25 protein-coding genes, 3 tRNA genes and 1 other RNA gene are annotated in these 26,025 nt (G+C 44.3%); 9 read left to right on the top strand and 20 right to left on the bottom strand.

Annotated features, from left to right (window positions below):
- Positions 1 to 56: 56 nt before the first annotated feature.
- The 3 genes from HMPREF0083_RS06775 to HMPREF0083_RS06765 all read right to left on the bottom strand — a co-directional run bounded on the left by HMPREF0083_RS06775 (position 57) and on the right by HMPREF0083_RS06765 (position 3,416).
- Positions 57 to 1,376 carry a glucose-6-phosphate isomerase gene (locus tag HMPREF0083_RS06775; protein ID WP_021620427.1) on the bottom strand — a complete coding sequence of 440 codons (1,320 nt, stop codon included), beginning with the start codon at positions 1,374 to 1,376 and terminating at the stop codon, positions 57 to 59.
- 70 nt (positions 1,377 to 1,446) lie between these two features.
- On the bottom strand, positions 1,447 to 2,406 hold the full coding sequence (pfkA, locus tag HMPREF0083_RS06770) for a 6-phosphofructokinase (RefSeq protein ID WP_040301802.1): 960 nt from the start codon (positions 2,404 to 2,406) through the stop codon (positions 1,447 to 1,449).
- Positions 2,407 to 2,411: 5 nt separating this feature from the next.
- The gene (locus HMPREF0083_RS06765) at positions 2,412 to 3,416 is read right to left on the bottom strand and encodes an ROK family glucokinase (RefSeq protein WP_021620425.1); all 1,005 of its coding nucleotides are present in this window, start codon (positions 3,414 to 3,416) and stop codon (positions 2,412 to 2,414) included.
- A gap of 424 nt (positions 3,417 to 3,840) precedes the next feature.
- Between HMPREF0083_RS06765 and HMPREF0083_RS06760 the strand changes: the two genes are divergently transcribed.
- Entirely contained in the window at positions 3,841 to 4,554 is a 714-nt protein-coding gene (locus tag HMPREF0083_RS06760; RefSeq protein WP_021620424.1) for an iron-containing redox enzyme family protein, read from the top strand.
- A 161-nt stretch (positions 4,555 to 4,715) separates the two neighbouring features.
- A complete protein-coding gene (locus tag HMPREF0083_RS06755; protein WP_040301774.1) occupies positions 4,716 to 5,657 on the top strand; it encodes an AEC family transporter in 942 nt (313 codons plus the stop codon).
- A 68-nt stretch (positions 5,658 to 5,725) separates the two neighbouring features.
- Here the strand turns inward: HMPREF0083_RS06755 and HMPREF0083_RS06750 are convergent, their stop codons facing one another.
- Positions 5,726 to 6,283: a general stress protein gene (locus tag HMPREF0083_RS06750; RefSeq protein ID WP_051354561.1), complete on the bottom strand. Its 558-nt coding sequence runs from the start codon at positions 6,281 to 6,283 to the stop codon at positions 5,726 to 5,728.
- Positions 6,284 to 6,589: 306 nt separating this feature from the next.
- Here HMPREF0083_RS06750 and HMPREF0083_RS06745 point away from each other — a divergent pair, with 306 nt between their 5' ends.
- The 4 genes from HMPREF0083_RS06745 to HMPREF0083_RS06730 are packed head-to-tail and all read left to right on the top strand — an operon-like array spanning position 6,590 to position 9,053.
- Positions 6,590 to 7,975 (top strand): globin-coupled sensor protein, encoded by a 1,386-nt coding sequence (locus tag HMPREF0083_RS06745; RefSeq protein WP_021620421.1) that lies wholly within the window; start codon positions 6,590 to 6,592, stop codon positions 7,973 to 7,975.
- Positions 7,976 to 8,018: 43 nt separating this feature from the next.
- Complete coding sequence (locus HMPREF0083_RS06740) at positions 8,019 to 8,336, top strand: hypothetical protein (protein WP_021620420.1); 318 nt, start codon at positions 8,019 to 8,021, stop codon at positions 8,334 to 8,336.
- Positions 8,323 to 8,727, top strand: a complete 405-nt coding sequence (locus tag HMPREF0083_RS06735; RefSeq protein ID WP_021620419.1) for an ATP-binding protein — start codon at positions 8,323 to 8,325, stop codon at positions 8,725 to 8,727. The genes HMPREF0083_RS06740 and HMPREF0083_RS06735 overlap by 14 nt, the downstream gene beginning before the upstream one ends.
- A gap of 26 nt (positions 8,728 to 8,753) precedes the next feature.
- Complete coding sequence (locus HMPREF0083_RS06730) at positions 8,754 to 9,053, top strand: STAS domain-containing protein (protein WP_040301772.1); 300 nt, start codon at positions 8,754 to 8,756, stop codon at positions 9,051 to 9,053.
- Positions 9,054 to 9,103: 50 nt separating this feature from the next.
- Here HMPREF0083_RS06730 and HMPREF0083_RS26220 read toward each other — a convergent pair whose 3' ends face one another.
- Complete coding sequence (locus HMPREF0083_RS26220) at positions 9,104 to 10,579, bottom strand: SpoIIE family protein phosphatase (RefSeq protein ID WP_021620417.1); 1,476 nt, start codon at positions 10,577 to 10,579, stop codon at positions 9,104 to 9,106.
- 262 nt (positions 10,580 to 10,841) lie between these two features.
- On the opposite strand from HMPREF0083_RS26220, the gene HMPREF0083_RS06720 reads away from it, so the two are divergent.
- On the top strand, positions 10,842 to 12,038 hold the full coding sequence (locus HMPREF0083_RS06720; RefSeq protein ID WP_021620416.1) for an MFS transporter: 1,197 nt from the start codon (positions 10,842 to 10,844) through the stop codon (positions 12,036 to 12,038).
- A 107-nt stretch (positions 12,039 to 12,145) separates the two neighbouring features.
- On the opposite strand, the gene HMPREF0083_RS06715 is transcribed toward HMPREF0083_RS06720, so the two are convergent.
- The 10 genes from HMPREF0083_RS06715 to HMPREF0083_RS06675 all read right to left on the bottom strand — a co-directional run bounded on the left by HMPREF0083_RS06715 (position 12,146) and on the right by HMPREF0083_RS06675 (position 20,984).
- On the bottom strand, positions 12,146 to 12,919 hold the full coding sequence (locus tag HMPREF0083_RS06715) for a 3-hydroxybutyrate dehydrogenase (RefSeq protein WP_021620415.1): 774 nt from the start codon (positions 12,917 to 12,919) through the stop codon (positions 12,146 to 12,148).
- Positions 12,920 to 12,959: 40 nt separating this feature from the next.
- Positions 12,960 to 13,613, bottom strand: a complete 654-nt coding sequence (locus tag HMPREF0083_RS06710; RefSeq protein ID WP_021620414.1) for a CoA transferase subunit B — start codon at positions 13,611 to 13,613, stop codon at positions 12,960 to 12,962.
- 15 nt (positions 13,614 to 13,628) lie between these two features.
- Positions 13,629 to 14,315 carry a CoA transferase subunit A gene (locus HMPREF0083_RS06705; RefSeq protein WP_021620413.1) on the bottom strand — a complete coding sequence of 229 codons (687 nt, stop codon included), beginning with the start codon at positions 14,313 to 14,315 and terminating at the stop codon, positions 13,629 to 13,631.
- An 81-nt stretch (positions 14,316 to 14,396) separates the two neighbouring features.
- Positions 14,397 to 15,791, bottom strand: a complete 1,395-nt coding sequence (locus HMPREF0083_RS06700; protein ID WP_021620412.1) for a GntP family permease — start codon at positions 15,789 to 15,791, stop codon at positions 14,397 to 14,399.
- A gap of 334 nt (positions 15,792 to 16,125) precedes the next feature.
- The gene (locus tag HMPREF0083_RS06695) at positions 16,126 to 17,559 is read right to left on the bottom strand and encodes a sigma-54 interaction domain-containing protein (protein WP_021620410.1); all 1,434 of its coding nucleotides are present in this window, start codon (positions 17,557 to 17,559) and stop codon (positions 16,126 to 16,128) included.
- A 21-nt stretch (positions 17,560 to 17,580) separates the two neighbouring features.
- A complete protein-coding gene (locus HMPREF0083_RS06690; protein WP_021620409.1) occupies positions 17,581 to 19,947 on the bottom strand; it encodes an AAA family ATPase in 2,367 nt (788 codons plus the stop codon).
- 12 nt (positions 19,948 to 19,959) lie between these two features.
- Positions 19,960 to 20,259, bottom strand: a complete 300-nt coding sequence (locus tag HMPREF0083_RS06685; RefSeq protein WP_021620408.1) for an iron-sulfur cluster biosynthesis family protein — start codon at positions 20,257 to 20,259, stop codon at positions 19,960 to 19,962.
- Positions 20,260 to 20,362: 103 nt separating this feature from the next.
- Positions 20,363 to 20,745: RNase P RNA component class B (gene rnpB, locus HMPREF0083_RS27040), an RNA gene on the bottom strand.
- 58 nt (positions 20,746 to 20,803) lie between these two features.
- Positions 20,804 to 20,890 (bottom strand) — tRNA-Leu (locus HMPREF0083_RS06680).
- 18 nt (positions 20,891 to 20,908) lie between these two features.
- Positions 20,909 to 20,984 (bottom strand) — tRNA-Lys (locus tag HMPREF0083_RS06675).
- 280 nt (positions 20,985 to 21,264) lie between these two features.
- Here HMPREF0083_RS06675 and HMPREF0083_RS06670 point away from each other — a divergent pair.
- The gene (locus tag HMPREF0083_RS06670; protein WP_021620407.1) at positions 21,265 to 21,519 is read left to right on the top strand and encodes an alpha/beta-type small acid-soluble spore protein; all 255 of its coding nucleotides are present in this window, start codon (positions 21,265 to 21,267) and stop codon (positions 21,517 to 21,519) included.
- A gap of 224 nt (positions 21,520 to 21,743) precedes the next feature.
- Here HMPREF0083_RS06670 and HMPREF0083_RS06665 read toward each other — a convergent pair.
- From HMPREF0083_RS06665 to HMPREF0083_RS06655, 3 genes are all read right to left on the bottom strand, one after another.
- Positions 21,744 to 21,820: transfer RNA gene (locus HMPREF0083_RS06665), tRNA-Arg, on the bottom strand.
- A gap of 140 nt (positions 21,821 to 21,960) precedes the next feature.
- Positions 21,961 to 22,242, bottom strand: coding sequence for a hypothetical protein (locus HMPREF0083_RS06660; protein ID WP_021620406.1), 282 nt, complete (start codon positions 22,240 to 22,242; stop codon positions 21,961 to 21,963).
- 23 nt (positions 22,243 to 22,265) lie between these two features.
- Positions 22,266 to 23,234 (bottom strand): hypothetical protein, encoded by a 969-nt coding sequence (locus tag HMPREF0083_RS06655; protein WP_021620405.1) that lies wholly within the window; start codon positions 23,232 to 23,234, stop codon positions 22,266 to 22,268.
- 575 nt (positions 23,235 to 23,809) lie between these two features.
- Here HMPREF0083_RS06655 and HMPREF0083_RS06650 point away from each other — a divergent pair.
- Positions 23,810 to 24,307 (top strand): N-acetyltransferase, encoded by a 498-nt coding sequence (locus HMPREF0083_RS06650; RefSeq protein WP_021620402.1) that lies wholly within the window; start codon positions 23,810 to 23,812, stop codon positions 24,305 to 24,307.
- Between the two features lie 84 nt (positions 24,308 to 24,391).
- On the opposite strand, the gene HMPREF0083_RS29330 is transcribed toward HMPREF0083_RS06650, so the two are convergent.
- Positions 24,392 to 25,447: a YkvA family protein gene (locus HMPREF0083_RS29330; protein ID WP_021620401.1), complete on the bottom strand. Its 1,056-nt coding sequence runs from the start codon at positions 25,445 to 25,447 to the stop codon at positions 24,392 to 24,394.
- Between the two features lie 100 nt (positions 25,448 to 25,547).
- Positions 25,548 to 25,952, bottom strand: a complete 405-nt coding sequence (locus HMPREF0083_RS06640) for an ATP-binding protein (protein ID WP_021620400.1) — start codon at positions 25,950 to 25,952, stop codon at positions 25,548 to 25,550.
- Positions 25,953 to 26,025 lie beyond the last annotated feature (73 nt).

Genomic DNA, 26,025 nt, shown 5'->3' with positions numbered 1-26,025 from the left:
AAGAAAAGCCGTTCGCCTTGAACGGCTCTGCTACTGCCTGTTAAGAGTGGGACAAACTATGTTATTTTTGGTTTGCCCAACAAGCGGAACATATTTCGTTTATATGCTTCTACACCCGGCTGATCGAATGGATTCACCCCGAACAAATAGCCGCTTATGCCACATGCTTTCTCAAAGAAGTAAACAAGCTGTCCGAAATAATAGGGGGACTGCTCGGGTACGATAATGCGCAGGTTGGGCACGCCGCCCTGTGTATGAGCCAGCATCGCCCCCTCACACGCTTTTCGATTCACCTCATGAAACGAAACACCCGATAAATAGTTCAATTCATCCGTATCATCCCCCATCGCAGGCACAGTGACCTGCTCACTTGGCGCCTCCACCCAGAGCGTAGTCATAAAGAAATCGCGGCGCCCTTCCTGTATATACTGGCCCAGGGAATGAAGATCGGTTGAAAAATGAAGGCTCGCCGGGAACACACCCTTGCCGCCTTTTCCTTCGCTTTCACCAAATAATTGCTTCCACCATTCCGCTACATACCGCAGCCCCGGTTCATAGCTCGCCAGCAATTCCGTCGTCTTTCCCTTATCATAAAACAGGCATCGCAAAGCTGCATAGCGATAAGCGGGATTATTGTCCACATCCGGTTTCCCATACAGCCGAACCACGTCAGCTGCGCCTGCCAGTACCGCATCCACATCAATGCCTGCGACGACCATTGGCAGCAGGCCGACCGGCGTCAATACCGCATACCGGCCCCCGATATTGTCCGGTATCGCAAACGTTTCATATCCTTCATGTTCTGCCAGCCTTCTTAACGGACCGTGCGTGAGATCCGTCGTCACAATAATCCGCTTCCGTGCCTCTTCCTTACCGTAGCGCTTCTCCAGCATCTCACGGAACAGACGAAAGGCCAGCATCGGCTCCAGTGTCGTACCGGATTTGGAAATGACATTAATATAGATCTCTTTTTCTTCTACCAAACGCAATAAATGGGCTGTGTACAAAGCGCTCATTTGATGGCCCGCAAAATACACCTCCGGCGCTTTGCGACAGGCTTTAGACCATTGATTATAAAAGACAGGACAAAGCATTTCGATAGCAGCACGTGCACCTAAATACGAGCCACCGATGCCAATTACAATAAACGCCTCCGCCCGATTGCGAATCGTCTCCCCCATCTGTTTGAGACGCGCATATTCTTCCCGGTTGTAGGTTTCAGGCCAATGAACCCAGCCGATATGTTGACCGCCGGGTCCGGTGCCTGCGCTTAGCATGTCATGCGCCTGCTGTACTTTCATGCCCATCTGATCCAGCTCATACTCCGTCAAATATTCGCTAGCAAGCACGCCATCAAAAGCTATCTGTTTTTTCATTCCTGCTCTCCTTCCCGGGTCAAACTCTTTTGCTGAACTGACGGAGAGCTTGACGTATAACAGAAACGAATTAAATCGAAAGTGTTTTACTTAATTCATACATATCTAAATCAATATCATTCTCAATTGTAAACACGTCAGCAAAATCAACCTCTGTAATCCGATTCCGTTGAATGCCTACCATCTTACCGCTCTGGCCTTCACGCAATAAATCAACCGCTTTGGCCCCCAAACGGCTTCCCAGCATCCGATCAAATGCGGATGGAGAGCCGCCGCGCTGTACATGCCCAAGTACAGTTACTCTTGTATCCAACCCAGCCTCTTTCTTGATTCTTTGCGCGATTTCTGAAGCCGGGCATACACCCTCCGCCACGATAATAATGCTATGCTTCTTGCCCCGTTTATTTCCTTCAAGCAAACGATGAATTACATCGGTAATTTCGACGTTTACTTCCGGAATAAGAATCGACTCCGCTCCTCCGCTTAAGCCTGCCCATAACGCAATATCCCCGCAGTGGCGACCCATCACCTCCACAACAAAAATTCGCTCATGTGAAGTTGCAGTATCACGTATTTTATCAATCGCTTCCAATACTGTATTCACTGCTGTATCGAAACCTAACGTCATCTCTGTTCCCGAAATATCGTTATCAATTGTCCCGGGAATACCGATTGTAGAAAATCCTTTGTCCGATAATCTTTGTGCACCACGGAACGAACCATCACCACCGATTACTACGAGTCCTTCGATGCCTTTTCTACGCAACTCATCTATTCCTCTTTGCTGCCCTGCATCCGTTTTAAATTCCTCGCTACGGCTACTGTGCAATATCGTACCCCCACGCTGAATAATATCGCCTACACTTCCTGCATCCATGAGTGTAATCTGCCCATGCATTAAACCTTCATATCCATGGTTGATACCGTATACTTCCATTCCGTATGAAATACCGCGACGTACAACAGCACGAACAGCTGCGTTCATGCCCGGTGCATCTCCTCCACTTGTTAGAACCGCGATTTTTTGCATGTTCATCATCCTCTCTTTTCTTCTATGCCAGACAAAGACAAAAGGTTCATCTTCGCCAATTTTGCTAATCCTATAATCCCTGCATCATTGCCAAGAACCGCAGGTGCAATAATGTTTTTATCTTTAATATCTGGCAACGCAAACTCGCGAAACCAATGAATGAGCGGGGTAAATAATAACGAGCCGGCAGCAGCTACCCCTCCCCCAATAACAATACGTATAGGAGCCGTCACAGTAAAAATACTTGCGAGTGCATATCCTAGATAATATGCCGCATGCTCTATTACCTCGCATGCAGCTTTGTCGCCCTTCTGGGCAGCTTCAGCTACATCTTTGCTTGTTAGTGTTCCGGCTTGCTTCAGTCGCTGTGCGAGCCTGCCCCTCGGATATTGCCTGGCTGCTCGTTCACCATAATAGGCAATGGCCGATGCAGAAGCTTCTGTTTCCAGACATCCTGTTTTTCCGCAGTTGCAAAGGCGTCCGTCCTTTATTTTCACACGAAAGTGACCAATTTCTCCAGCCAATCCGTAAGCTCCATTAACAATACGACCGTTTGCAATTACACCGCCGCCGACACCCGTACCAATGGTCAGACACAGAAGGTCGTCCAAACCTTTTCCAGCCCCCTGCCACATCTCACCCAGCGCAGCCGCATTCGCATCGTTAATTACAAAAACCGGCATGCCCAGCATAGATGATACCTTTTCTGCTACAGGTACATCATGCCAGCCAAGGTTTACTGCCCTTGTTACCGTTCCTGTCTCCATCTCCACAAATCCGGCCACCCCTATGCTAGCTGCCCGTATGTGCTCCAACGTAATTCCACTCTCACGGCAAAGCACATTTTGCAGTTCCAGAAACTGTTTCAGAACTGAATTGGCCTGCTCATCCGTTTGTGTAACCACGCTTTGCTTGGCAAGAATCGTCCCGCTTGCATCTACGAGGCCGGCTTTAATATTTGTGCCCCCCACATCAAAGCAAAGATACACAGCATCTTCCTCCTTGCCCATTTATTCTACCCGTTCACCATTCTATTATAGTATGTACGAACGATTTCGTTTTGATTTTATAGCTAGTTCGAGGTAAAAATACAAGGAACAAGGAGATATAGCCTGTTTCCTAACTAAAAAAAAGCAGGCAATAAAATACTCCCGCCCACCTATACTATCTTTATCGTCCCTTTAATTGTTGCGATAATAATGTTTTCCTACACCTGTTCTTGCAGACTGCGGGCGTGACCCGAACACATCCGCTGGAATGGATAAGGATAACGTTGCGACAACTTGCTCCCCTTTTTCTTATGTTGCTGAGCTTACAATATTTTTATGTCAAATAACACGGTTTGCTCTTGACTTCCCTTCTAGAATCATGAGTATAATAAAAAGGTTTGCAAGATATAGAAGAACGGAAAAAAGGTAAGGAGGAGTTTGTCGCATGGCCATTGTAAGCTATGAACAAATCGAGGAGAAAATCTGGGATATTGTCGAAACAGAAATTATACAAAGTAAATTCATGCAAACGCTGCTTGCAGGTGAATGGACACCGGCACAGGTGCGGGAATTCGCGCTTCAATACAGCTATTACAGCCGCAATTTTCCACGTGTGCTCGGCGCAGCTGTTGCGGCCGTCGAACCGGAAGATGACTGGTGGGTTCCGCTTGTTGACAACCTATGGGATGAAGGCGGACGCGGCAATCCGAAAAGTTACCACTCCCGTCTGTACCATTCCTTTATGATTACGGCAGCACCCGATGTATCGACAAACGAAAAGTACGTGCCGGATTATCCGGTCGCTCCTGCTTCAAAAGAAGCAGTAAATACTTTCATCTCTTTCCTGCGCAATGCTACGCCGCTTGAAGCGATGGCTTCAATTGGTTTCGGCTCGGAGCTGTTTGCAGGAAAAGTTATGGGTCTTATCGGCCAAGGACTGGAGCATCCGAATTACAACAAGGAACAGAAACTGAATACGACATTTTGGACCGTGCATGCCGACCATCATGAACCACGGCACTATGAGCTATGCAAAAGCGTGCTAACCCGCTTTACATCCCCTCAGGATTTAGAGCACATGTACCGGGCCGGAGCATACATCACTCGCTCTGAGGCTCGCTTTTACAACGATCTTTATGAACGTATGAAAAGCGTATAGTCCGGCATACTTTTGAAACGGCCTGTTCTTCCCACAAGAGCGGGCCATTCTTATTATGCTAAACTCATTTGCGTCGCCTTAACGAGCAGTACTACCCAATAGAGGATTAGAAACAGCTTTATTGAGTGAAGTTTCACTTTATTTAGAAAGAAGGAGAGAAAGTGGAGATCGGAACTGTCGTGACTTCCATCCTAATGATGGCATCTATGATTTTAATCGGCAGCCTGCTGGCACGTCGTATTCCTTTTACAGCGGAAAGACGGCAGCTTCTAATAGCGATTATTATTAATGTGGCAATGCCTTGCATTATTCTAAATGGCGTATTCCAAACGGAGATTGATGCAGAATTTCTTATGCTTGTTCTGCTGATCTTCCTTGGTTCCATCATTATTAATTGTTTAGGCGTCCTGCTTGGCTGGATTGCAGCTCGAGGAATGCGTGTCGCCCCAGACAAGGCGAAAGAAATGGCCCTTCTATCCGGATTAGGTAATACCGGTTTTATTGGAATCCCACTCTGTGCTGCATTATTTGGACCGAAGGGCGCACTGCTCGCTGCCATCTTCGACGCTGGACTGGATTTTACTATCTGGACACTTGGCGTGATGATGCTGCAAGGCGAAAAAAGAGTGAGCTTTCGTTTGCTTAAAGAGCTTATTAATATTCCTATGATAGCTATTTTCGTCGGGATGCTTGCAGCTGTCATGCATATTACACCACCACAAAGCGTGGCAAACCTGACAGAAACGCTAGCCAACCTTGCGTCTCCGCTTGCTATGATGTACATCGGTATGCTCATTCCTTCCATATTGAAAAAGAAACAGACCGCCAGCCTACATCAGCTAAGCATGCCGCTCATTATAAAGTTACTGATTTTTCCGGTAGCTACCGCATCCCTGCTGCACATATTTGCCTTGCCGATAGAAGTAGCGCAGATTATTATCGTACAGTCGACAATGCCGACTCTTACGCTGGCCTCCATTCTATTTGCCCGATATTCCAAAGACGAAGAATACGGGGCAATGGCGACTGTATTTTCTACACTCGTATCTATTACAACCATTCCTCTCATGACAATGTTTTGCTTTTATCTTCTTGCCAAATAAACATAGAGAGCCCGCTGATAGCAGGCTCCCTATGTTCCTCAGGCACTTTTTTCCTTGTTTCGTTTTCTTTATAGTAACGGATCATTGTTACGACGCTGTACCGGTGTATCGTTCAAGTACGGATCATACATATGGGAATTCAATGCATTATTGTTACGGAAGGTGTCGTATACACGGTATTTGCGTTCAGCATTTGCATCTACCATGACTAGAATCTCGCCTTCATTGAGATATTCTTCATATTGTTTCGCTTCGTCCTCAGGTATGCCCATGCCAACCAGTGCACCTACCAATCCTCCTGCACCTGCGCCTACGACGGCTCCTCCTAGTGTTGCGGCAATCGGACCAGCCGCCACGATAGGACCTACTCCTGGAATGGCCAACGCTCCGATACCGGCCAGAAGCCCCGATACCCCACCGAGTACACCTCCTGTTGTAGCGCCCGCTGCCAAACCTTCCTCCAGTTTTGTGTCCGTTTCCTCTTCGATCGACCCTATGCTGTCTTGATCTTTTGCAATAACAGAAATGTCTTCGGAGCGGCACCCTCTATCCTTTAGCGTCTCAATTGCACGTATCGCCTCATCACGCGTACGGAATACCCCGATAATTTTCTTGTCTTCATTCATATTATTGTCCTCCTTCACACTTGTCTATCTTGGTAGTTAGCTTGTTTTCGTGAACACATTTATCCCTACCCTTCTTTTCTTCACTTCCAAACTAAAAATCTTATATTAGGAAAAAATACCTCTGCATATAAAAACTCATAAGATCATATCCCTGAGTTATGAGGCTCAGTCTTAAAGAATCATGATATAACACATTTTTTAGTATAAAAGTACGAGTTTTTATGTGAATGTCATGGTATAATCATCAATAATTCTACTGCATACAATTCCATTTCATATATTACGTGTAAAGGGGAAGAAAAAATAATGGGATGTCCGTTTAAGCATCTACTTAATAATGAAAAAGGAGCACTGGGCTTCTTTAAAAACACAAAAAAACAAGAGTCCAGCCAGATGTCCAGCAGCAACACACCTGCCACTTCTTCTACAGAAATTTCCCGATTCTACCGGGAACTGATGAATAGTACGGAAGCCTCCAAAGCCAAGTTTGTTGGTCTAACCGAGGAAGATTTGCGTCGTCTAGTATCCATTCGACCTATCTTCGAAAAACATGTAAGCGACATTGTCGCATCCTTCTATGAAAATTTGTCACAAGTCCCCGCTCTTATGTCCATTATTAATAACCATAGTTCGGTCGACAAGCTGCGTCAAACGCTAGAACGTTATCTGCTTGATATGGTATCCGGCGAAATCGGCCAGGATTATATTGTGCGTCGAAAAATTATAGGCAGTGTACATAATCGGATTAATTTATTTCCAGAATGGTATATCGGGGCCTATACGCTCATTCAAAACGAAGTACTAGCTCTGCTCCTTCGTGAGATGGACGCTGTAGACCAAGCCCGTGAAACGTTCGCCTCGTTCCAACGTCTCTGCTCATTTGATATGCAAATTGCGATTGCCACATATATCGACTCGTACACGTCTTCCATGATGCGCCTCAATGAAATCGAGCGTATTCAGCATCGTCTCAATGAATCATCTGAAATGCTTGTTGCTACTGCAGAAGAAACAAGTGCTTCCATCGGAGAAAAAGAAACACATGTTGTGCAAATGCTTGACGGAACACGTGACATTCAAGAAAGTTCACGAAAAATGGTAGAAGACGTAGAGGAAGGAAAGTCAGAGATTGGTTCGGCGCTTAATGAAATCGACCGAATCGTAGAAATTATGGATGAAACACGGGAAAAATCTAAAGAACTGATTGAAAGCGCCAATAAAATAGGAGAAATTGTTCAGGTTATCCATGCCATTTCCAACAAAACGAACGTCCTCTCACTCAACGCAAGCATTGAAGCAGCACGGGCCGGTGAACACGGACGCGGCTTCACTGTAGTCGCCAAAGAAGTTCGCAATCTTGCTATGCAAACCCAATCAGCACTTGAACATATCCATGAGCAGATTTCCATGGTACAAAATAATGTCAACTCGTTCGATAATTCATTTGAACAAATTGCTAAGCAAACAAGTCGTTTCCGTGAAATTAACACAGCCATTATGAACATTATGGATAACTCCTCGGTTCAGGTGCGTTCCAACAGCGAAAAAATCAAAAACGTCAGTAGATACATTCTTGATTTCCAGCAAACGTTCAACGAAATTTCCACTGCATCCGATCAAGTAGCCAAGATGGCAGAAGAATTGAGTCTACTAAGCAATCAATTAAACGACAAATTTAGCATCGGAAAATAGCATGGGAGAAAATAAAGAAATTTTGGCATAGGTGGGACACGGAATGACTACAAAAAAATTTTCTTTTGAGAGCCGAGAATTTTCCTCGTTAGAAGAAATGACAGATGCACTGCTTCACGAAGCAAACGAACAGATTGTTCGTATTGATATAGGAAATGTCAGTAATGTAAATGAGAATCGAAACTATGTAAAATGGCGTCTGCTCCATCTTCAGTACTATTTTGGCGATATTATTCCTATCCAGATAAAATCTACATACAATTCGCTCTGGAGTCAGCTATATCGTCTTGAACACCAGGATGAGTATCGCCACCCTTATCTTAAGAGCTTATTGGAAAAGATTAAAAATGCTAACGTATAATTTTCCTGGAATGGCGAAAGAAAACGTTAAATCGTATGTAGAGCTTATCCTACGCGACATTCGTAAAGAGCTTTCTCTTAAAGAAGAGTGTCTGCTACATTACTCACTTCAATTAAGCATATGGGAAATTCTTGTTAATATCATCGATCATAATCCAGAGGCTGCAGCCATTTGCCATACACATATTGCCATCCGATGGACGGACAGCGACATTATATTGGAGATTACAAATAAAGGTAGCGGCTTCGACTGGCGCAAATACCTGACGACAGGGCCGCCTTCTCTTGCTCAGGAGAGAGGACGGGGCTTGTATATTATTCAAAGCATCAGCAAGCATTTTACATTCGATGAAAATGGAGAATCGGCAAACATTACGTTTCCTCGTAAGTGAGGACGAAAGACAAAGGGGATAGTGTAATGATTAATTATAATGTGGATCATGAGCAAATCACATTTACATTTAAGGAAGACATTAATTTTGAAACTGTACGGCAAATCGAAACCAAAGTACGGGAATTGGAGATCCCTGGACAGCCAAAAAGAATTGTTATCGACTTTAAACAAGTTCGCTTCATCGACAGCACTGGTGTAGGATTTTTAATCAGTTGGATTCATCCGCTGATTTCAGATTATCAAATTCGCATCATCAACAGCTCGTTTCCTGTAAAAAACATTCTACAAATCTGCAAGCTTGATACGTTAGTAGATATCACATAACCTAAGAAGCAGGATAGGCAGCGAGTATTTTCTCGCTGCTTTCCACTATCTTAGCGGACTGTAATGACAAGCAAGCATACATCGTCTTTTTTCTTCCCGGTAACAAACGTTTGAATCGCTAGTTCCTTTGCTTTCGCCGTCGATGTGTGGTGGTGCCGTGAAAAAAATTGTTGCAGCTTATCAATTACTTGAAGTGCCGCCTGGTTCTTTCCTTCGATAAGTCCGTCCGTATAAAGAACGATGCGTGCTGACGTTTGATAGGAGAGCACTTCCTTTTCCACAGAAAAGTCAGACAAAAGGCCAACTGGAAGACTTCCCCGTTCAAGCCGTCTGCTCTTTCCCTCTACTGTACACATAATTCCCGGAGGATGACCCGCATTCACATATTCAATGATTTTTTCTTTCGTATTAACGACCACATAAATGCATGTAAAATAATACGAATGCATCTTTTGTTGTTTTGCATATAAGTTACGCATATGCCTGTTTAATTCCTTGATAACTTTGACCGGATCTGCCAATCTAGTGATAAGCCCTTGCAGGAGTGATCGCACGGACATGCCAATAAGCGATGCGCTGATACCATGCCCTACTACATCTAATAACAAAATCCCATAACGATGGGAATCAATTTTATACCAGCAATACATATCACCAGCGAGCTCTTCAGATGGAATATAAACCGCCTCCACCTCTATGTGCGGCTCATATAGGGGCGGACTTAATACGCTTTGCTGAACAGCTTTAGCAAGCTCCAACTCTGCCTGCAGCTTTTGTTCCGCTTGCTTGCGCCGGGTAACATCAGCTTGAAGCCCTACAAAATACAGCAGTTCACCTGCCTCGTTTAAAACCGGGCTGATGGTTAATTCATTCCAAAAATAACTCCCGTCCTTACGGTAATTCAATACTTCTGCTGTGATTGGCTGGCGCTTCCGCATCGCCTGCCGTATGAGATCCAGTGTCTCCCCATCTGTTTCTTCCCCTTGCAGAAATCTACAATTATGACCAAGCACTTCCTGAACCGTATAACCGGTCAACAGTTCAAATCCTTTATTCGCAAAAATTAGCGGATTATCAGACATGCTCGGATCAGAGATGGTTACTCCTGTTACTGTATTAGCAATCGCAGCAGCAAGATGATTGTTCGTTTCCAATGCCCGCAAAAGCCGTTCGTCGGTCTTCTTTCGCTCTGTAATATCATGAAAATAAATACATAGCCCTTCTGAAAAGGGCGTTGCATGAACTTCAAACCATTTATCATATACGGGCAAGTATTCTTCAAACTCCACTGCACGTTGTTCAGCTATTGCTTTGAAATAATCATTCTGAAATGAAGACACCATCATACTTGGAAACACATTCCACATGTTTTTCCCTAGAAGTTCTTCCCGGCGCTTCTCAAAGATTTTTTCAGCTTCCCGATTTGCATATGTAATTCTCCATCGTTTATCCACACTTAAAAAAACATCTGGAATCGACTCGATCATCCGGGCGATTCGCCGCGTCAACTGCTCCTCCTCGTTCATGCTCCACCTCATTGCACCTCTTTTATTCTCAGTGTAGCATACTCGCAAAAATATAAAATCCCCTGTCCTACATACAAATTCAGATGATGCAAGAGACGGATATGAAACACCGCTGCGTTTACATCCCTACTTTAATATACTTTTCTCTCCGTAAAATAAACGTTTCCCGGTCCTTACTTCTGATAAGCAATTCGTGCACAGGTGAATACAATGTAACATCTGATACCCAAGTATCACTAAAACAACAAGAAAGGGTGAAAATATGAGTACACAAAAAAAAGAGCACCAGGCGCTAAAGTTGCTGAGTATATCCGGGATCGGCTTGCTGTTCGATTCAATGGATGTTGGTATTCTCTCTTTTGTTATCGCTGCACTGCAAGCGGAATGGGGATTAACACCGACACAAATGGGTCTTATTGGTACAATTAATTTCATTGGAATGGCATTAGGTGCAGCACTGGCTGGCGTCTGGGCTGATCGTTACGGACGCAAGCAACTGTTTATTGTTACCCTTTTAATCTATAGTATCGCGACCGGGTTAAATGCTCTTGCCACTACATTGTTGATATTTATGGCACTGCGATTTGTTGTCGGCTTTGGCCTGGGTGGGGAGCTGCCTGTCGTTACAACGTATGTACTGGAATCCTCTCCGCAACGGGATCGGGCCAAATGGGTTGTCTGGCTTCAAAGTTTTTGGGCGGCTGGTGCGCTTGTTGCAGCCGTTATTTCTTACTTTATCATACCAGAATATGGTTGGCGGATTGCGTTGTTCATCGGTGCTTTGCCTGCTCTGTATGCTCTATATTTACGTCGCGCCTTACCGGAAACACCTGCATTCACTAAACAGGCGGATCGACAAAAAATCAACGAAAAAATTCGACTTCTCTGGTCTCCTACTTATCGACAAACCACTTTTGTTCTGTGGCTACTCTGGTTTGCTTCCGTTTTCTCCTATTACGGTATGCTGCTATGGATGCCGTCCATTATGGTTATGAAAGGATTTACACTCATTAAAAGTTTTGAATATGTCTTGCTAATGACATTAGTGCAAATACCCGGCTATTTCACTGCCGCCTATTTCGTAGGCAAATGGGGTAAGAAGCCTACGCTTATTACGTTTATGGCACTATCTGCTATTGCTTCCCTGGCTTTCGGTCTCTCCCCTAATATCTGGGCGCTGTTAGTCTCTGGAATATGCCTTTCCTTTTTTAACCTTGGCGCCTGGGGAGCGACCTATGCTTATACGGCGGAGCAGTACCCGACCTCCTTCCGTGCAACCGGTACTGGTTGGGCAGCAGGCTTTGGGCGAATTGCTGGCATTATTGCGCCATATCTTGTCGGACTGCTTATTGGTATGAGCGTTGGTTTTCCGTATATATTCACCATATTTTTTTTCATGACAATGTTGGCTGTGCTAGGCGTACTGTTCTTCGGTAAAGAATCAGCACCTGAACAATAAGGGCATCGATCTTTTTGCCTGCAAATCCACGTTCCCTACAAAGATAAAAAGAACCGCTCCAGGCTATGGAGCAGTTCTTTTTATCATGTACAGCTTCGCTTTTTATATTATTGTGCAGTATACCCACCATCAATAACTACAGCCTGACCTGTCACTCCAGCGGCTTTATCACTGGCAATAAACAATGCGTAATCCGCAACTTCCTTAACAGACAGCAATTTGCGCTGTGGAACAAGCGGGTAAATGACTTCCTCCAATACTTTCTCTAAAGGCACATTGCGTGTTTTCGCCAAATCAGACAACTGATTACGTACGAGCGGCGTATCTACATATCCCGGACAAATTGCATTGACCGTAATCCCATGTGCCGCCCCTTCTAAAGCCGCTACTTTAGTTAATCCAATGACACCGTGCTTCGCGCTATTGTATGCGGCCTTACCGGCAAAACCAACAAGACCATTAATCGACGCCATATTGATGATACGACCGAATCCCTGCCTCTTCATCGTCGGAAATATATGCTTGATTGCCATAAATGGTGCTACGAGCATCACCTTCACAAGCAACTCGAACTTCTCTGTCGGAAATTCCTCTATCGGTGATACGTATTGCAACCCTGCATTGTTTATCAATACATCCAAACGACCGAACTGCGCTATCGTTTCATTCAAAGCCGCTTTAACTTGTGCTTCCTCGGCTACATTGCATCCTAAGCCGATAGCGGTATATCCTTGTGCAGCAAGCTCTTCTGCTGCAGCTTTCGCAGCCTCTGAATGCAAATCGCTAATGGCTACTTTTGCACCCTCTTTGGCAAACTCTTTGGCGACCTCCAATCCGATTCCGCTTGCGGCCCCCGTAATAAACACAATTTTATCTTGCATTAAATTTGTCATACGTCACTATATCTCCCCTTGATCTCCTTTACGCCTGATTAGCCAGCTTCGGAGAAACGAGTAACTCCGGCTCCGTGCAATCCTGAATATCCTGCACAGTAAAGCCCGGTGCTACCTCTAACAATTCCAGCCCATTCGGGGTTACATCGATAACCGCACGATCTGTAATAATACGATTAACAACGCCTTTACCCGTCAGGGGGAGTGTGCATTCGTTTAAGATTTTTGGCTGACCATGTTTATTAACATGTTCCATAATAACAATAATCCGTTTCGCACCATGCACTAAATCCATTGCGCCGCCCATGCCCTTTACCATTTTGCCAGGGATCATCCAATTAGCTAAATCGCCGTTTTTCGATACTTCCATGCCCCCGAGAATAGCCAGATCAATGTGTCCACCGCGAATCATTGCGAAGGATTCAGCGCTGTTGAAAATACTTGAACCCGGAATCATCGTTATGGTTTCCTTACCAGCGTTAATCAATTCGGGATCTACTTCATCTTCCGTCGGATAAGGACCAATGCCAAGCAGACCGTTCTCTGATTGCAGCACAACATGCTTATCTTCCGGAATATAATTAGCTACAAGTGTCGGAATTCCGATTCCCAGATTTACATAAAAGCCGTCTTCAATTTCCTGTGCCGCCCGTCTGGCGATTTGCTCTCTTGATAATGTCATTATAATCCCTCCTCGTTATGCTTGCCGTACCGTTCTACGTTCAATTCGTTTCTCATATTTCTCGCATTGAATGATACGTTGTACATATACGCTAGGTGTATGGATTTGATCCGGTTCCAGTTCGCCTATCTCTACGAGTTCTTCGACTTCAGCAATCGTAACTTTACCTGCTGCCGCCATCATCGGATTGAAGTTGCGTGAGGTCTTGTTATATACCAGGTTCCCCATTTTGTCGCCTTTCCAGGCCTTAATCAGTGAGAAATCAGCGGTCAAGCCCTTCTCCAGCAAATATTCCTTGCCATCAAATGTACGAACCTCTCGCCCTTCCGCAAGTGGAGTTCCGACACCAGCCGGCGTATAGAAGGCAGGTATCCCCGCACCGCCTGCACGGATACGCTCTGCCAGTGTGCCCTGCGGTACCAACTCCACCTCCAGCTCACCTGATAGGAACTGGCGCTCGAACTCTTTATTTTCACCAACGTAAGAAGAAATCATTTTCTTGATTTGCTTATTTTGCAGAAGTAGTCCAAGACCCCAGTCGTCCACCCCGCAATTATTCGAAATAATCGTCAAGTTCTTTACTCCCCGGTCACGCAACCCAAGGATTAGTTTTTCGGGAATGCCGACCAATCCAAAACCGCCCACCATAATGGTAGCTCCGTCCTGAATCCCGTTTAAAGCTTCATCAATTGACGTAAACATACTCACTCGACTCACTCCTCACTGGATTTATAAGTATGCAGCAGCATGTGATATTGCAATCGCTTGCAAGCAAGCGAAAATTTAAACGATACCAAACATATAGTAAAGAGCAATAATAAAGAATACAGCTATTGTTTTGATAAGTGTCATCGCAAAAATATCAAGGTATGATTGCTTGTGTGTCAAACCTGTCACCGCAAGCAATGTAATGACTGCACCGTTATGTGGAAGCGTATCCATTCCTCCGGACGCCATAGATGCAACACGGTGTAGCACTTCCGGATTAATACCGAGCTTCTGCGCCTGCTCAAGATAAGTCTCACCCATTGCCGCAAGCGCGATGCTCATACCACCGGATGCAGAACCCGTAATCCCGGCAAGTGTCGTTGTGGTGACCGCCTCATTGACCAGCGGGTCCGTAAACGTATTTGCCATCGCATTGTTTACAGCCTTAAAGCCAGGCAGCAATGCGATAATTCCGCCGAATCCGTATTCGGATGCCGTATTCAAAGTCGCTAGCATCGCACCACCAATTGATACGTTAATGCCAGCATTAAAGTTCTCTTTAATTCGGTTAAACGAGAAAATAAGGACGGCTACAATCCCTAGCACAAGTGCTCCTTCAACGGCCCAAATCGCCGTTTCCTTCGAAATATCAACCGGAGTTACTTTCTGAATGTTAATGGCTGTAAAATCGAACGTCTTGCCGTAGAATTGTGGAATTAAATTCGTAAAAATCTTATTGAATACGCCTACAATAATAAGCGGCAGAATGGCGATAAGAGGATGGGGCAGTTTCTCATCGGCAAGTTGTTCCGGCTCGTTCCTGTGCCCGGTGCCATATCCTTCGCCTGCTGCCTTCGCTTTTCTTCTTCTCCATTCTAAATAAATCATACCAATAACAAGGACAAAAAGTCCACCGATGAAACCAAGCCACGGCGCAGCCCATGTATCCGTTTTAAAAAATGTTGTCGGAATAATATTCTGAATTTGTGGCGTTCCCGGGAATGCATCCATCGTAAATGTGAATGCGCCAAGGGCGATCGTGCCTGGAATAAGCCGTTTTGGAATATCAGCAGCCTTAAACAGCTCCGCAGCAAACGGATACACGGCAAACGCTACAACAAACAGGGAAACCCCTCCGTATGTTAGAATAGCGCCTACCAATACGATTGCAAGCATTGCGCGACTCGGTCCGATAATCTTTATTACCGCGCCTGTAATCGATTTTGCGAAACCAGACATTTCGATCACTTTTCCAAAAATGGCACCCAATAAAAATACAGGGAAATAATTTTTAATAAAACCAACCATCTTATCCATAAAAACGCCTGAGAAAAACGGAAGCACATGTCCCGGATCCGTCAGCAATACCGCAAACAGCGCAGCGATAGGTGCAAACAGAATGACGCTAAAGCCGCGGTATGCGACAAACATAAGAAAAAATAGCGCCAGTAAAATAATAATAATTTCCATCTAGCTTCCTCCCCCATATGTTCCTCAAAAAATAAAACGCTTTCATATTGATATAAATATATTTTTTATTTTTTTCATCACTCGCTTCCCTCTGCACTTTTATTGTGTGTTACCAATTCTCAAAGCAAATCTCGTGCCAACTCTTGCCGATTTTTTGACAATTCATTTACATATCCTATTGCTTCTGCATTTTTACTATTTTTACTTCCCTAAACAACAGGCTAGGCCCCCTTTTTTCCACATTACCCCCTCGTTTTTTTCCGAAATTCAGGACTTTTATTCCAAAAAAATGGACGAATGAAAAAGCCGCTTCATCCGCCACATGCATTAATTCTTATTTCGCAATCTGATAGCGCACCAGCTTAGCATATAAGCTCGACTTACTAATTCCTAAGCGCTTTGCCGCTATCCTCTTGTCACCTTTAGCTTCCATAATTGCCCTGCGAATCGCCAACGCTTCCGCCTGCTCTACCGCCTGCTTCAACGTACCAGCACCTTCTCCGCTCTGCTCTGAAACTGGCGTAGCTTCAAGAAATTCAGCAGGCAAATCCTGTATTGCAATAAAAGAATCGTGCTTGACATATAGAGCCCGCTCCAATACGTTGCGCAATTCTCGAATATTCCCCGGCCATGAGTATGACAGTAGTGCATCCATTGCTTCCTGCTCAATGCCTTCTACAGAAATTCCCGTTTCCTTCGTGAGCTTCTCCAGAAAATGTTCAATGAGAAGTGGCGTATCACTTTTTCTTTCGCGCAGCGGAGGAATATCAAGCATGACTACGTTTAGACGATAATATAAGTCATGGCGAAATTTTCCCTGTTCTACTAAGGAAAGCAAATCTTTATTGGTGGCCGCAATAATGCGAACATCCACCGACTCTGGCTTGTCTGCTCCAATCGGTTCAATTTCTTTCTCCTGTAAAACACGAAGCAATTTAACCTGCATCAGCAAAGGCATCTCGCTAATCTCATCGAGAAAAATCGTGCCCCCTTTTGCCAATGCGAATTTCCCTTTTTTCCCGGATTTCTTCGCCCCTGTAAACGAGCCTTCCTTATAGCCAAACAACTCTGATTCAAGTAATGTATCAGGAATAGCAGCGCAGTTTACCTTAATAAGCGGACCTGCGCCCCGATAGCTTTCACGATGAATCGCATGTGCGAATAGCTCTTTTCCCGTGCCGCTTTCGCCTTTTAGCAATATTGTCGTATCGCTCTTCGCCACCCTTTGTCCCAGCCGTTTGACTTTTTCCAGCTCATCGCTTGTTCCTAAAATTGTATCAAACGAATATTTGGCTTGTAGGCGTTTATCCAATTCACTCTTGTAATAATTCAACTCTTTACGCAGATTTTCCATTTTTGTGGAAAGAGCAAATAAATCATCTACCTGTTGAAACATGACCGTACCGACAACCGCCGCTACCTCTCCTTGATTAAATACCGGAATTCGGCTCGCAATCATTTCCTGACCGTTGATTTTTTGCATTTGGGCAATCTCTGGCTTTCCCGTCTGTCCAACAATATGCATGCGCGTATTTTCGATGACCTCTGTTACATGTTTACCAATCAATTCGCTCAGCTTCTTGCCCAGAAAATCGGCATACATTTCATTCGCCATTAGAATGTATCCTTTCGGATCAACAATCAAGACACCTTCATACGCATGGTCAATGATCGTTTGTAGCATGTCTTTCTCTTCTTTTACTTTCTGCGCTTTGCCCGCCAGGTCCATCAGCAAACGATGTACCCATCCATTTCGCTGGATAATCATGACGCTTCTCCCCCTATTCCCTTACTTATGCAATGGCTCCGACTGCAACAGAGGTATACCGCAAACATCCGCCTCTTCAAGCCGCGTCAATTCTTCCGTTGTAAACGAAGTTTGCCCGGTATCTGTCAACCGTCTCGCCTGCCGCTGCGCCGCTTCTTCAATAACCGTACGAGCCAGCCGAGCATTGCCATTCACGCCTCCTCCTCGTTCCACAAAAATTCTCTGTAAACGGCTCAACGCAGTAAGAGAGAGATAATACCCTATATCGGAAGCATATCTCTTGGCTACTTCTACCAATTGCTCAGGTGAATAATCAGGAAAGTGAAACTGTTTCTTAAAACGGGAACGAAGACCAGGATTCGTATTCAATAACTCTTTTATCAATTCCGGATACCCGGCCAGAACAACTACCAGATTTTCCTTATGCTTCGTCATTTCTTCTACAAGCGTATCGATCGCCTCTGCACTATAATCGTTCGTTCCAGTAGGAATAAGCGAATGGGCTTCATCGACAAACAACATGCCCCCAAGCGCTTCTGCGATTTTTCGTTTTGTTCGGGCTGCTGTTTGTCCCACATATTCGGCAACCATATCCGCACGTCCTACAGTGACAAGATGACCTCGCTTTAGCATGCCGACTTCTTTCAGAATCGATGCGTACACTTGTGCTACAGTCGATTTTCCTGTACCCGGATTTCCCGAGAATATGGCATGTAATTCCACTGGCACCGCCAGCAATCCTTGTTCTTTTCTTTTCTGCTGGATAGACAAAAATGAAAAAAGCGTCGATATCTCATCTTTTATGCTTGCAAGACCGACTAGCCTCTCCAGGGATTCTGTAGCCGATCTTACTTTCGGCTCGGGAAGGGCAAAATCTTCCGCATATAAAATCGTATACTCATCGGAGGGTAATTCCTCCGTTCGAGCTAATTTCCGACCTTTCGATGTAATCGCATCCAAGATAATATTTTTTACCGTACGAGCATTGCCAAAGGTCGTATCCACTCTTTCAGCCTCAATGCGTTCCTCAAGCGCGGTAAGCGCACTTTCTGTCATGACGAATTCGTTATCCCTCGCCACTAGTTGTCCAATGGCTGTAAGCTCGTCCATCGTAAAATCCTTCATCACAAAATGCCCGCTCTCCGGAAATCGACTACGCAAACCAGGGTTTGCTCGGAGGAAATTACGCATCTCCTCTGGATATCCTGCCAATACAACAGCGAATTTACCTGCATACTCACCGCCGGTCATCGCTGCCACCAACGTATCAATCGCCACCTGTCCGAAATCGTTCTCCGCACTGCCAGTCCGCTTTAAACTGTATGCTTCATCGATGAACAGCACACCTCCTACAGCACGCTGTACAGCTTCCATTACTTTCTGTTCTGTATGTCCTACATATGATCCAACTAGATGGGAACGATCCACTTCGACTACGGACGCATGTTCTAAAAGCCCCAACTCGTAGTAGATTTCGGCAAGCAAACGAGCAATCGTCGTCTTTCCTGTACCCGGATTCCCCATTAAAATCGCATGCAAACCGATACGATCGCGCATAGCAAGCCCTTTCTCATTCCTCTTTGTCAGGTACAGCAGGAAATAATACAGGTCCCGAATGCGCTGCTTAATATCAGTCATACCGATAAGACCATCCAACCGCTCCAATGCGGAAGGGATTGCAGGCACTTCTCTGCGGTACGGTAAAAACATCCGATTCCATCGTTCAATATATTCATTCATTGTTTCAATGGAATGGTTTAATTCCTGCAAAAATTCTTCAGGTGCGAATAAACCGTTAATGGAACGGCTATATGCAAGAGAACGTCCGTCTACTTCATGCGCCAATCCCGGCAACCCATCAAGGAGCGAGACGGCTTGCTGCCAAATCGCATCATGCGATTCAAGGTGTGACTGCGCTTCTCTCCCCCGCTCAATCCACTCCTTTGCTTCTTTCCATACTTCGTTTGTCAAGCGCTGCATCTCTTGCTGGAGCTCAATTGTTTTCTGCTTTCGATATTCAGACGGATCGACTTGCCGAAGAGGGGGAAACGAAATATTTTCAAATAAAGAGGCGAGCTTAGCAAGTACAATGTCCTTTATGTACCTCCAGGCCGTGCGCTGCGAGGAATCAAGCTCAACTGCACGTATGAACCACTCATCCGCACGTCCTCCCTGTAGATGATGATCCCATTGTAGAATGCCCAAAGCGGTATATAAAAGCGCTTCTAATGGTCGCAGTTGCTCTTCGGCAATTTGAGCTCTCCAGTGCACAAGCTGGGCATACAACTCTGCTGCACGGGCTTCGCTTGCCTGCGGATTTCGTTTTATTTCTTCAGATAATGCACAAACAGCTTCTGTCCATTCATCAAATTGCAACGTTCGATTCATAGGGCATCTCCTTTACTCCAGCGAAGGATTGTAAAATTCAAAACCGTATTCTCCTAAATATTTGTTATGTGTAATTGTTCCCCCGTCAAAGTACCATGCATCTCCTTCCTTAATGAAAAATCGTATCCCTTCTACCTGAAACGTAGTATCATGTGGTTCGATTTCTTCCGGCAAATACTTTTCTATCGCATAGAATAATCCGCCTGTGCCAGGACCACCTGTCCGTATATACAAACGATAGCATTCTCCATCTTGAAAGTTCGCGTATTTCTTATAAGCCTGTACCGCTTCCGATGTAATCGTAAATTGCATAGCCGCTCTTCCCTTCTCTCACTAATGTAGTGTACATGTAGAAAAAACCGTTCCATACTACGGAACGGTTTTTATATAACAATAATATAGCGGCCATAAGAAGTGATATAAGCCAGGTTTTGTACTTCCCGTACTCATCACGGCAGCCAGCCTGGTACATGGAAGTGACAGTCATCTATCTACGGGAATACCTTCCCGTCTATCCTCCAGTTCATTTCCCTTCGGATAGTGCCCCTACCAAAATTTGGGTTGCTCGCTTGCGGGGTTTACCTCGTTCCACCTCTGCCGTTTCCGACAGAGCTTCGTCACTGTGGCACTTTCAGGCTATTTTCGGCATATTCTGAAGAACGTAGCCGATTTCACCGCCGTCAGTCGGTGATCCGACTGCCCTACCTTGCGATAGGCACAAACACTCCAGACGTTGCAGTCTGGGCGAGCCTGGACTTTCCTCTATTCATTCAAGATGAACAGCGACTGCCCACACTTCTTATGTTATAAGATTATACACATATTAATGCTTTCATCATACCCTTGTAACGAACAATGGTGCGGACGAAGGGACTTGAACCCCCACGATATTGCTACCACTAGAACCTGAATCTAGCGCGTCTGCCGATTCCGCCACGTCCGCATGGCAGGATGAAGAAAATGGTGAGCCATACTGGACTCGAACCAGTGACACCCTGATTAAAAGTCAGGTGCTCTACCAACTGAGCTAATGGCTCGCTGTCGTCCCAGGAAAGATTCAAACTTCCGACCGGCGGCTTAGAAACTGCAACGCTATGCTCCCGATATGTCAACGCATTGTCAACCATCGAATATGCGTCTAAGCTGTCCGAAAGATTAATAAAGCTCCTCAGACTGAACATCAGTTTGTTTCCAACGGATATTATCTTATCATAAGACACAAGATAATGTAAAGCATATTTTAAAGCCTAAAAGTGTTTCTTTAAATATAGAATCTTTTCCTTTTTCGGAAAACCCTATTACAAAGGAGGGATAAATATGGCAAAAAGAAATAAAATACTTGTTCCAGAAGCAAGAAAAGAATTGGATAATTTAAAGGCTAAAGTGGTTAACACTCAAAATCCGATACATGCTAAATTCGAAGCCGCAAAAGAAGTAGGTGTTCCTCTAAAACAGGGGTACAATGGACAGCTTACTTCCCAACAAGCAGGTCAGATTGGTGGCAAATTAGGCGGAAATATGGTGAAGGAACTTGTAAAGATAGCTCAGGAAAATTTGAGTAAAAAATCTTAATGAAAAAGCACTCTCTAATTAACAGCCATGCTGGAGGATGCTTTTTCACTTTTGCAGTAGTACTTCGATTGTTTCTTGTGATGACATTTTCTCCAAGTTCGTCGCCTTGTCTCACGGACGCATTCGGCAAGTACCGACGGACAAAAAAAAAAACGGTATGCCACCGTTCCGTCATCGTTTGATTCACCGATAGCAGAACGTTAACATACCACTTATTCTTCGTATGGCGTCCCAGGAGAGATTCGAACTCCCGACCGACGGCTTAGAAGGCCGTTGCTCTATCCAGCTGAGCTACTGGGACATTGTATTAATGCAGCGACAAGATTTATATTATCACATAAAACCTGATCAATACAAGAGTATTTTTTGGAAAAACGCAAAAAAATTTTATTTTAGGCAAAATAAGTACTGGCAAGGCGCACCAGGCAGCCTTGCCAGTATTTATTCCTGCACGTGCAATCCAGCGGAAAACCACCCAGATACTGCATCATATTCTCGCCAATATTGTTCCCATTTGACGATAAATGATTCCATTGCCGTAATCCAACCAAGCAGATGCTCCCTCTCTCGAGCCAGCTTGGCAATCCCCTGCACATTATTCTGCTGAAAACACATTCTGACTTCTTCTTCAATCCATTGCACCTGCAGTCGCTTGTGATCGACAACCTGCCGCAGACGTTCAAAGCGACGATGCAATGCGTCAAGCTTTTCAATCGCTTCCATTCTCTACGGCCATCCTTCATACATTATTTATTCACAGCTTCAACAACTTTTTCAAGCGCAACAACAATCGCTTCACATTTTTCTTTTTCCGCTACCAGAGTCGAAATGGCAGACATGTTGTTTCCCTTAAAGTGTTCCAGCACTTCTTCTTCCATTTCTTTAATACGTTGCTCCAACTTCTCTGTAGAATCTTGCGCATTTACGAGCACATCTTCGAATACACTTACTGTCTTCATATCGTTTGCCATCGTTACGGCAACCTCCTCTTCCCTTTGAATGTTTTCTGTTATTGCGGTACTTTCCTGATCCAATGCTGTTGCCTGAACTTCTTCTGTTTGCAACGGCACTTTTTCTTCTTTATCCCCGCTATTCTTGGCTTCATCTTCATCGTCGACTAGTACCAGTCCCTCGATAACACGTAACCTGCTGTCTCCTTCCGGTACGAATACATAGTCACGGCGCGACAGATTCAGTTCATGCTCCATCATCAGCAGCAACTGCGTAAGAGGCAATTGTTTAATCTGCTTATTTGCAAGAAAACGGTATACACGATCATTAGCAACTTCCCAACGGGCCAGATACCATAAATCTGAACCTGTAAATTGGACAAAACGCGAATCTTTATACAACGGTAGTTTGTTTTCTGCATAACTATAAGAAATGATATTCTGTCGGCGCAATTTTTTCAGACATTGCTCAGCCGTAAGCGGCCCTTTACTTTCCAAAAAATAACGAACCAGCTCTTCCGCAATTAGATCACGAAACGGGGCTTCCATCTCGATCACCGCATGGGAAGCTCCTACATGAAACGAGGAAATCTCCTCCGCCAGCGCTTCATCAATCACCTGCGCCGGTGATTGGTTCATACGCTGTAAGCTTGTACCGTATGTATTCTGCAGGCGGTTTTCTAATTCCTGCCTGGAAAGCGAGCGTTCGCCCGTGCGAAACACTTTTTTCAACATACTGCTCGGCGTATATACTAACTCACTCATTCCCAGACCCCTTTACATATGTCTTATCGTGTATTATCATACCATGTTCTGTCCGTTGATGGAGGGGATTTTTAGCGTTTTGTTCATTTTTCCTAGTATCTTTGCTTCGAATCAGCCACTTATACATTCACAATTTTTTCATAATTACCGCACTATGGAGAATAACATTCAACTTTTTTATTGTTATGATAGGTAAGAATTGTATTTATTATAGTAATCAAGGGAAGAGGGAGAAAAATTGGAGCCATTATCTGCAGTAAGTGCAATAGCAGTTCTCTTCGGTACGTTTGCCGTTCCAATTGCTATTAATTTTTTTGTCCTTTCTAGAGCAGAAAGAAAATACCAGCAATAAAAAAAGCGGAGCCAGAACACGCACATTCTGGCTTCGCTTTTTCTTTTCTGTTTAAAACACAGCTATACAAATAAAACAATATATCTTCTATTTTATAAAAATGCATTTAAACTCATATTATATCTAGACAAAACAAGGATAACACTGTATATTTATTATTATTAATCTAATAATTATTCAATAATTTGTTGCATAGAAACAATTTTTATGGAGGGGTAGCTTTATGTTTATTCGCAAGGCAAAAATACAGGACCTCGACGGAATGATGGCCTTAATTAATGAATATGCTCAACAAGGTCTGATGCTCCCGCGATCAAAGCTATCGCTCTGTGAAACGCTGCACTGTTTTTCGGTTGTGATCGACAATGAGGGAGAAGTCAGCGAACCAGGGACTGTTATTGGTGTAGGAGGACTTCATATCCTATGGGAAGATTTAGCCGAAGTACGGTCGCTCGCTATTTCAGAAAAAGCGAAGGGAAAGGGACTTGGCAAAAAATTGGTTAATCACCTTGTGGATGAAGCAGAGCAAATTGGGCTGCGTCGTGTCATGTCCTTGACATATCAGCAGGAGTTCTTTGAGAAGTGTGCTTTTTATGTGGTGCAAAAAGAAACTCTCCCACATAAAGTATGGAAAGATTGTGTTAATTGTTCGAAATTTCCAAGTTGCGATGAAATTGCAATGATTAAAGACTTAGAGCAGGCGGCAGTAGTCGCTAAATAAGAAAGTAGATGTCGCTGTATAAAGAAGGAAGCGACATCTACTTCCTTTCGATCGTACCATCTGAAAAATACTCACTTTTCTTCCTTATTTACGGTTTTTAAACATTTTTTTTATCATTTCAAAGCGGCTTTTTCCGACAAGCGAATCCGCTTTGCTTAACACATCACGAATAACGGCTATAATACTTTTGTCGCCATTCCAATGCTCATTAATAATCTTCTCGTCTACATCAACGAGCATTTTATTCAATGCCAGGGTGGCAAAGATAATATCGTCCACGTATCCTACAGGCCCCATAAACAGCTCAGGAATAATATCAAGCGGTGTCATGAAATACAACACTGCAGCCAGTGCAAGCGATTTCGAACGTAAGGGGACACGCTTATCTTTGGCTAAACGTGCAAGCAATACGAACAAATCCGGCGCAAGCAGCAAATACGGAGCTACCTTTTCCGTGCGCTTATCACCCATCTTCTCCCGCATATATTTCTCTATTTTTTCCCGCAACTGGTCATAATAGCGTTTGTGCTCACGCTCCAGTACGACTAATTCCCCATCCATATAGGAATGCATTTCCTTTTCAAATGGCGGCACTTCCGCTTCCCCTATCGGCTCCATCCAATCGAACTCCAATGATTCAATCTGAAGCTCCGGCGGACCGCTCACCTCCAGGCGAAGTGCCTCTCTTTCCATCGTAAGCGCATTGACTGTAATGCTCTGTAAAGCCGGATACGCATTAGCCAGTGGTGCCAACTGTACAGTAATCCGTGTGTCGGATACATGAATATCCTGATGACCGGCCAATACTTCCATTAACAACGTTTTTCCGGTAAAATTTTTTGTCAAAAAAATTTCAGTTTCATGTAGCAATCTTTGGGCAAGCGATATTTTCTCTTTCTGTACTTCCTCTGTGTAAATTAGCGTAATATATCTTCCGGAAACATCAAACCGAAACGTGTCAAGCTGCAATGTATATAGTACAGGCAACCATTCCCCCCGGATCTTCACCTGTACTTTTACTATCGCATACCCTTCATACAAACGAATTGTATTCAAATACATCTCTTTAGGGAGCAGCTTGTTGAGCCGGGGCAATACCGCTGCATTGATAATATGTTCGTTTACTTTCATTCGAATCATCGACTCCTATCTCAGCTTCTCTACTGCTTTACCTTTCCATACGGATAGTAGAACAGAAAGGTTCCATCCCCAAAAAACAGGAAAAACACGATGTCCCTGCTTACAATCCCTTATCTTCATCCTGATCCGGAAGCCATTTTCTAATGATAATACAGGTTCCTGTTCCAACTTCACTTTCGATATGGAATTCGTCCATCAATCGTTGCGTACCAGATAAACCTAGTCCCAATCCATTGCCCGTGCTCATCCCATCCCTCATCGCTTCTTTAATATTTAGGATACCCGGCCCCTCATCCTGAACCGTTACTTCCAAACACCGTCCACTCTTTCTAAACTGGATGTATCCCCTTATTCCATAATTAATCACATTGCGCGTTAACTCAGATATACTCACGGTAATCTTTGTCTGATCTACTATAGAAAACCCCATTTCCCGCGCCAGCGACTTCCCAAATGATGCTGCCACAATAATATCTTCCTCACTCTCAATAGCCAATTGAATCATGGCATCTCTCCTTGTATCTATAGTCTGTAATTATCTACATAAATTACACTTAATTTTGACATCGGCAAGGTGG

It is taken from the genome of Aneurinibacillus aneurinilyticus ATCC 12856, assembly GCF_000466385.1.
Classification (GTDB): domain Bacteria; phylum Bacillota; class Bacilli; order Aneurinibacillales; family Aneurinibacillaceae; genus Aneurinibacillus; species Aneurinibacillus aneurinilyticus.
This window is presented reverse-complemented; position numbering and strand designations above follow the sequence as displayed.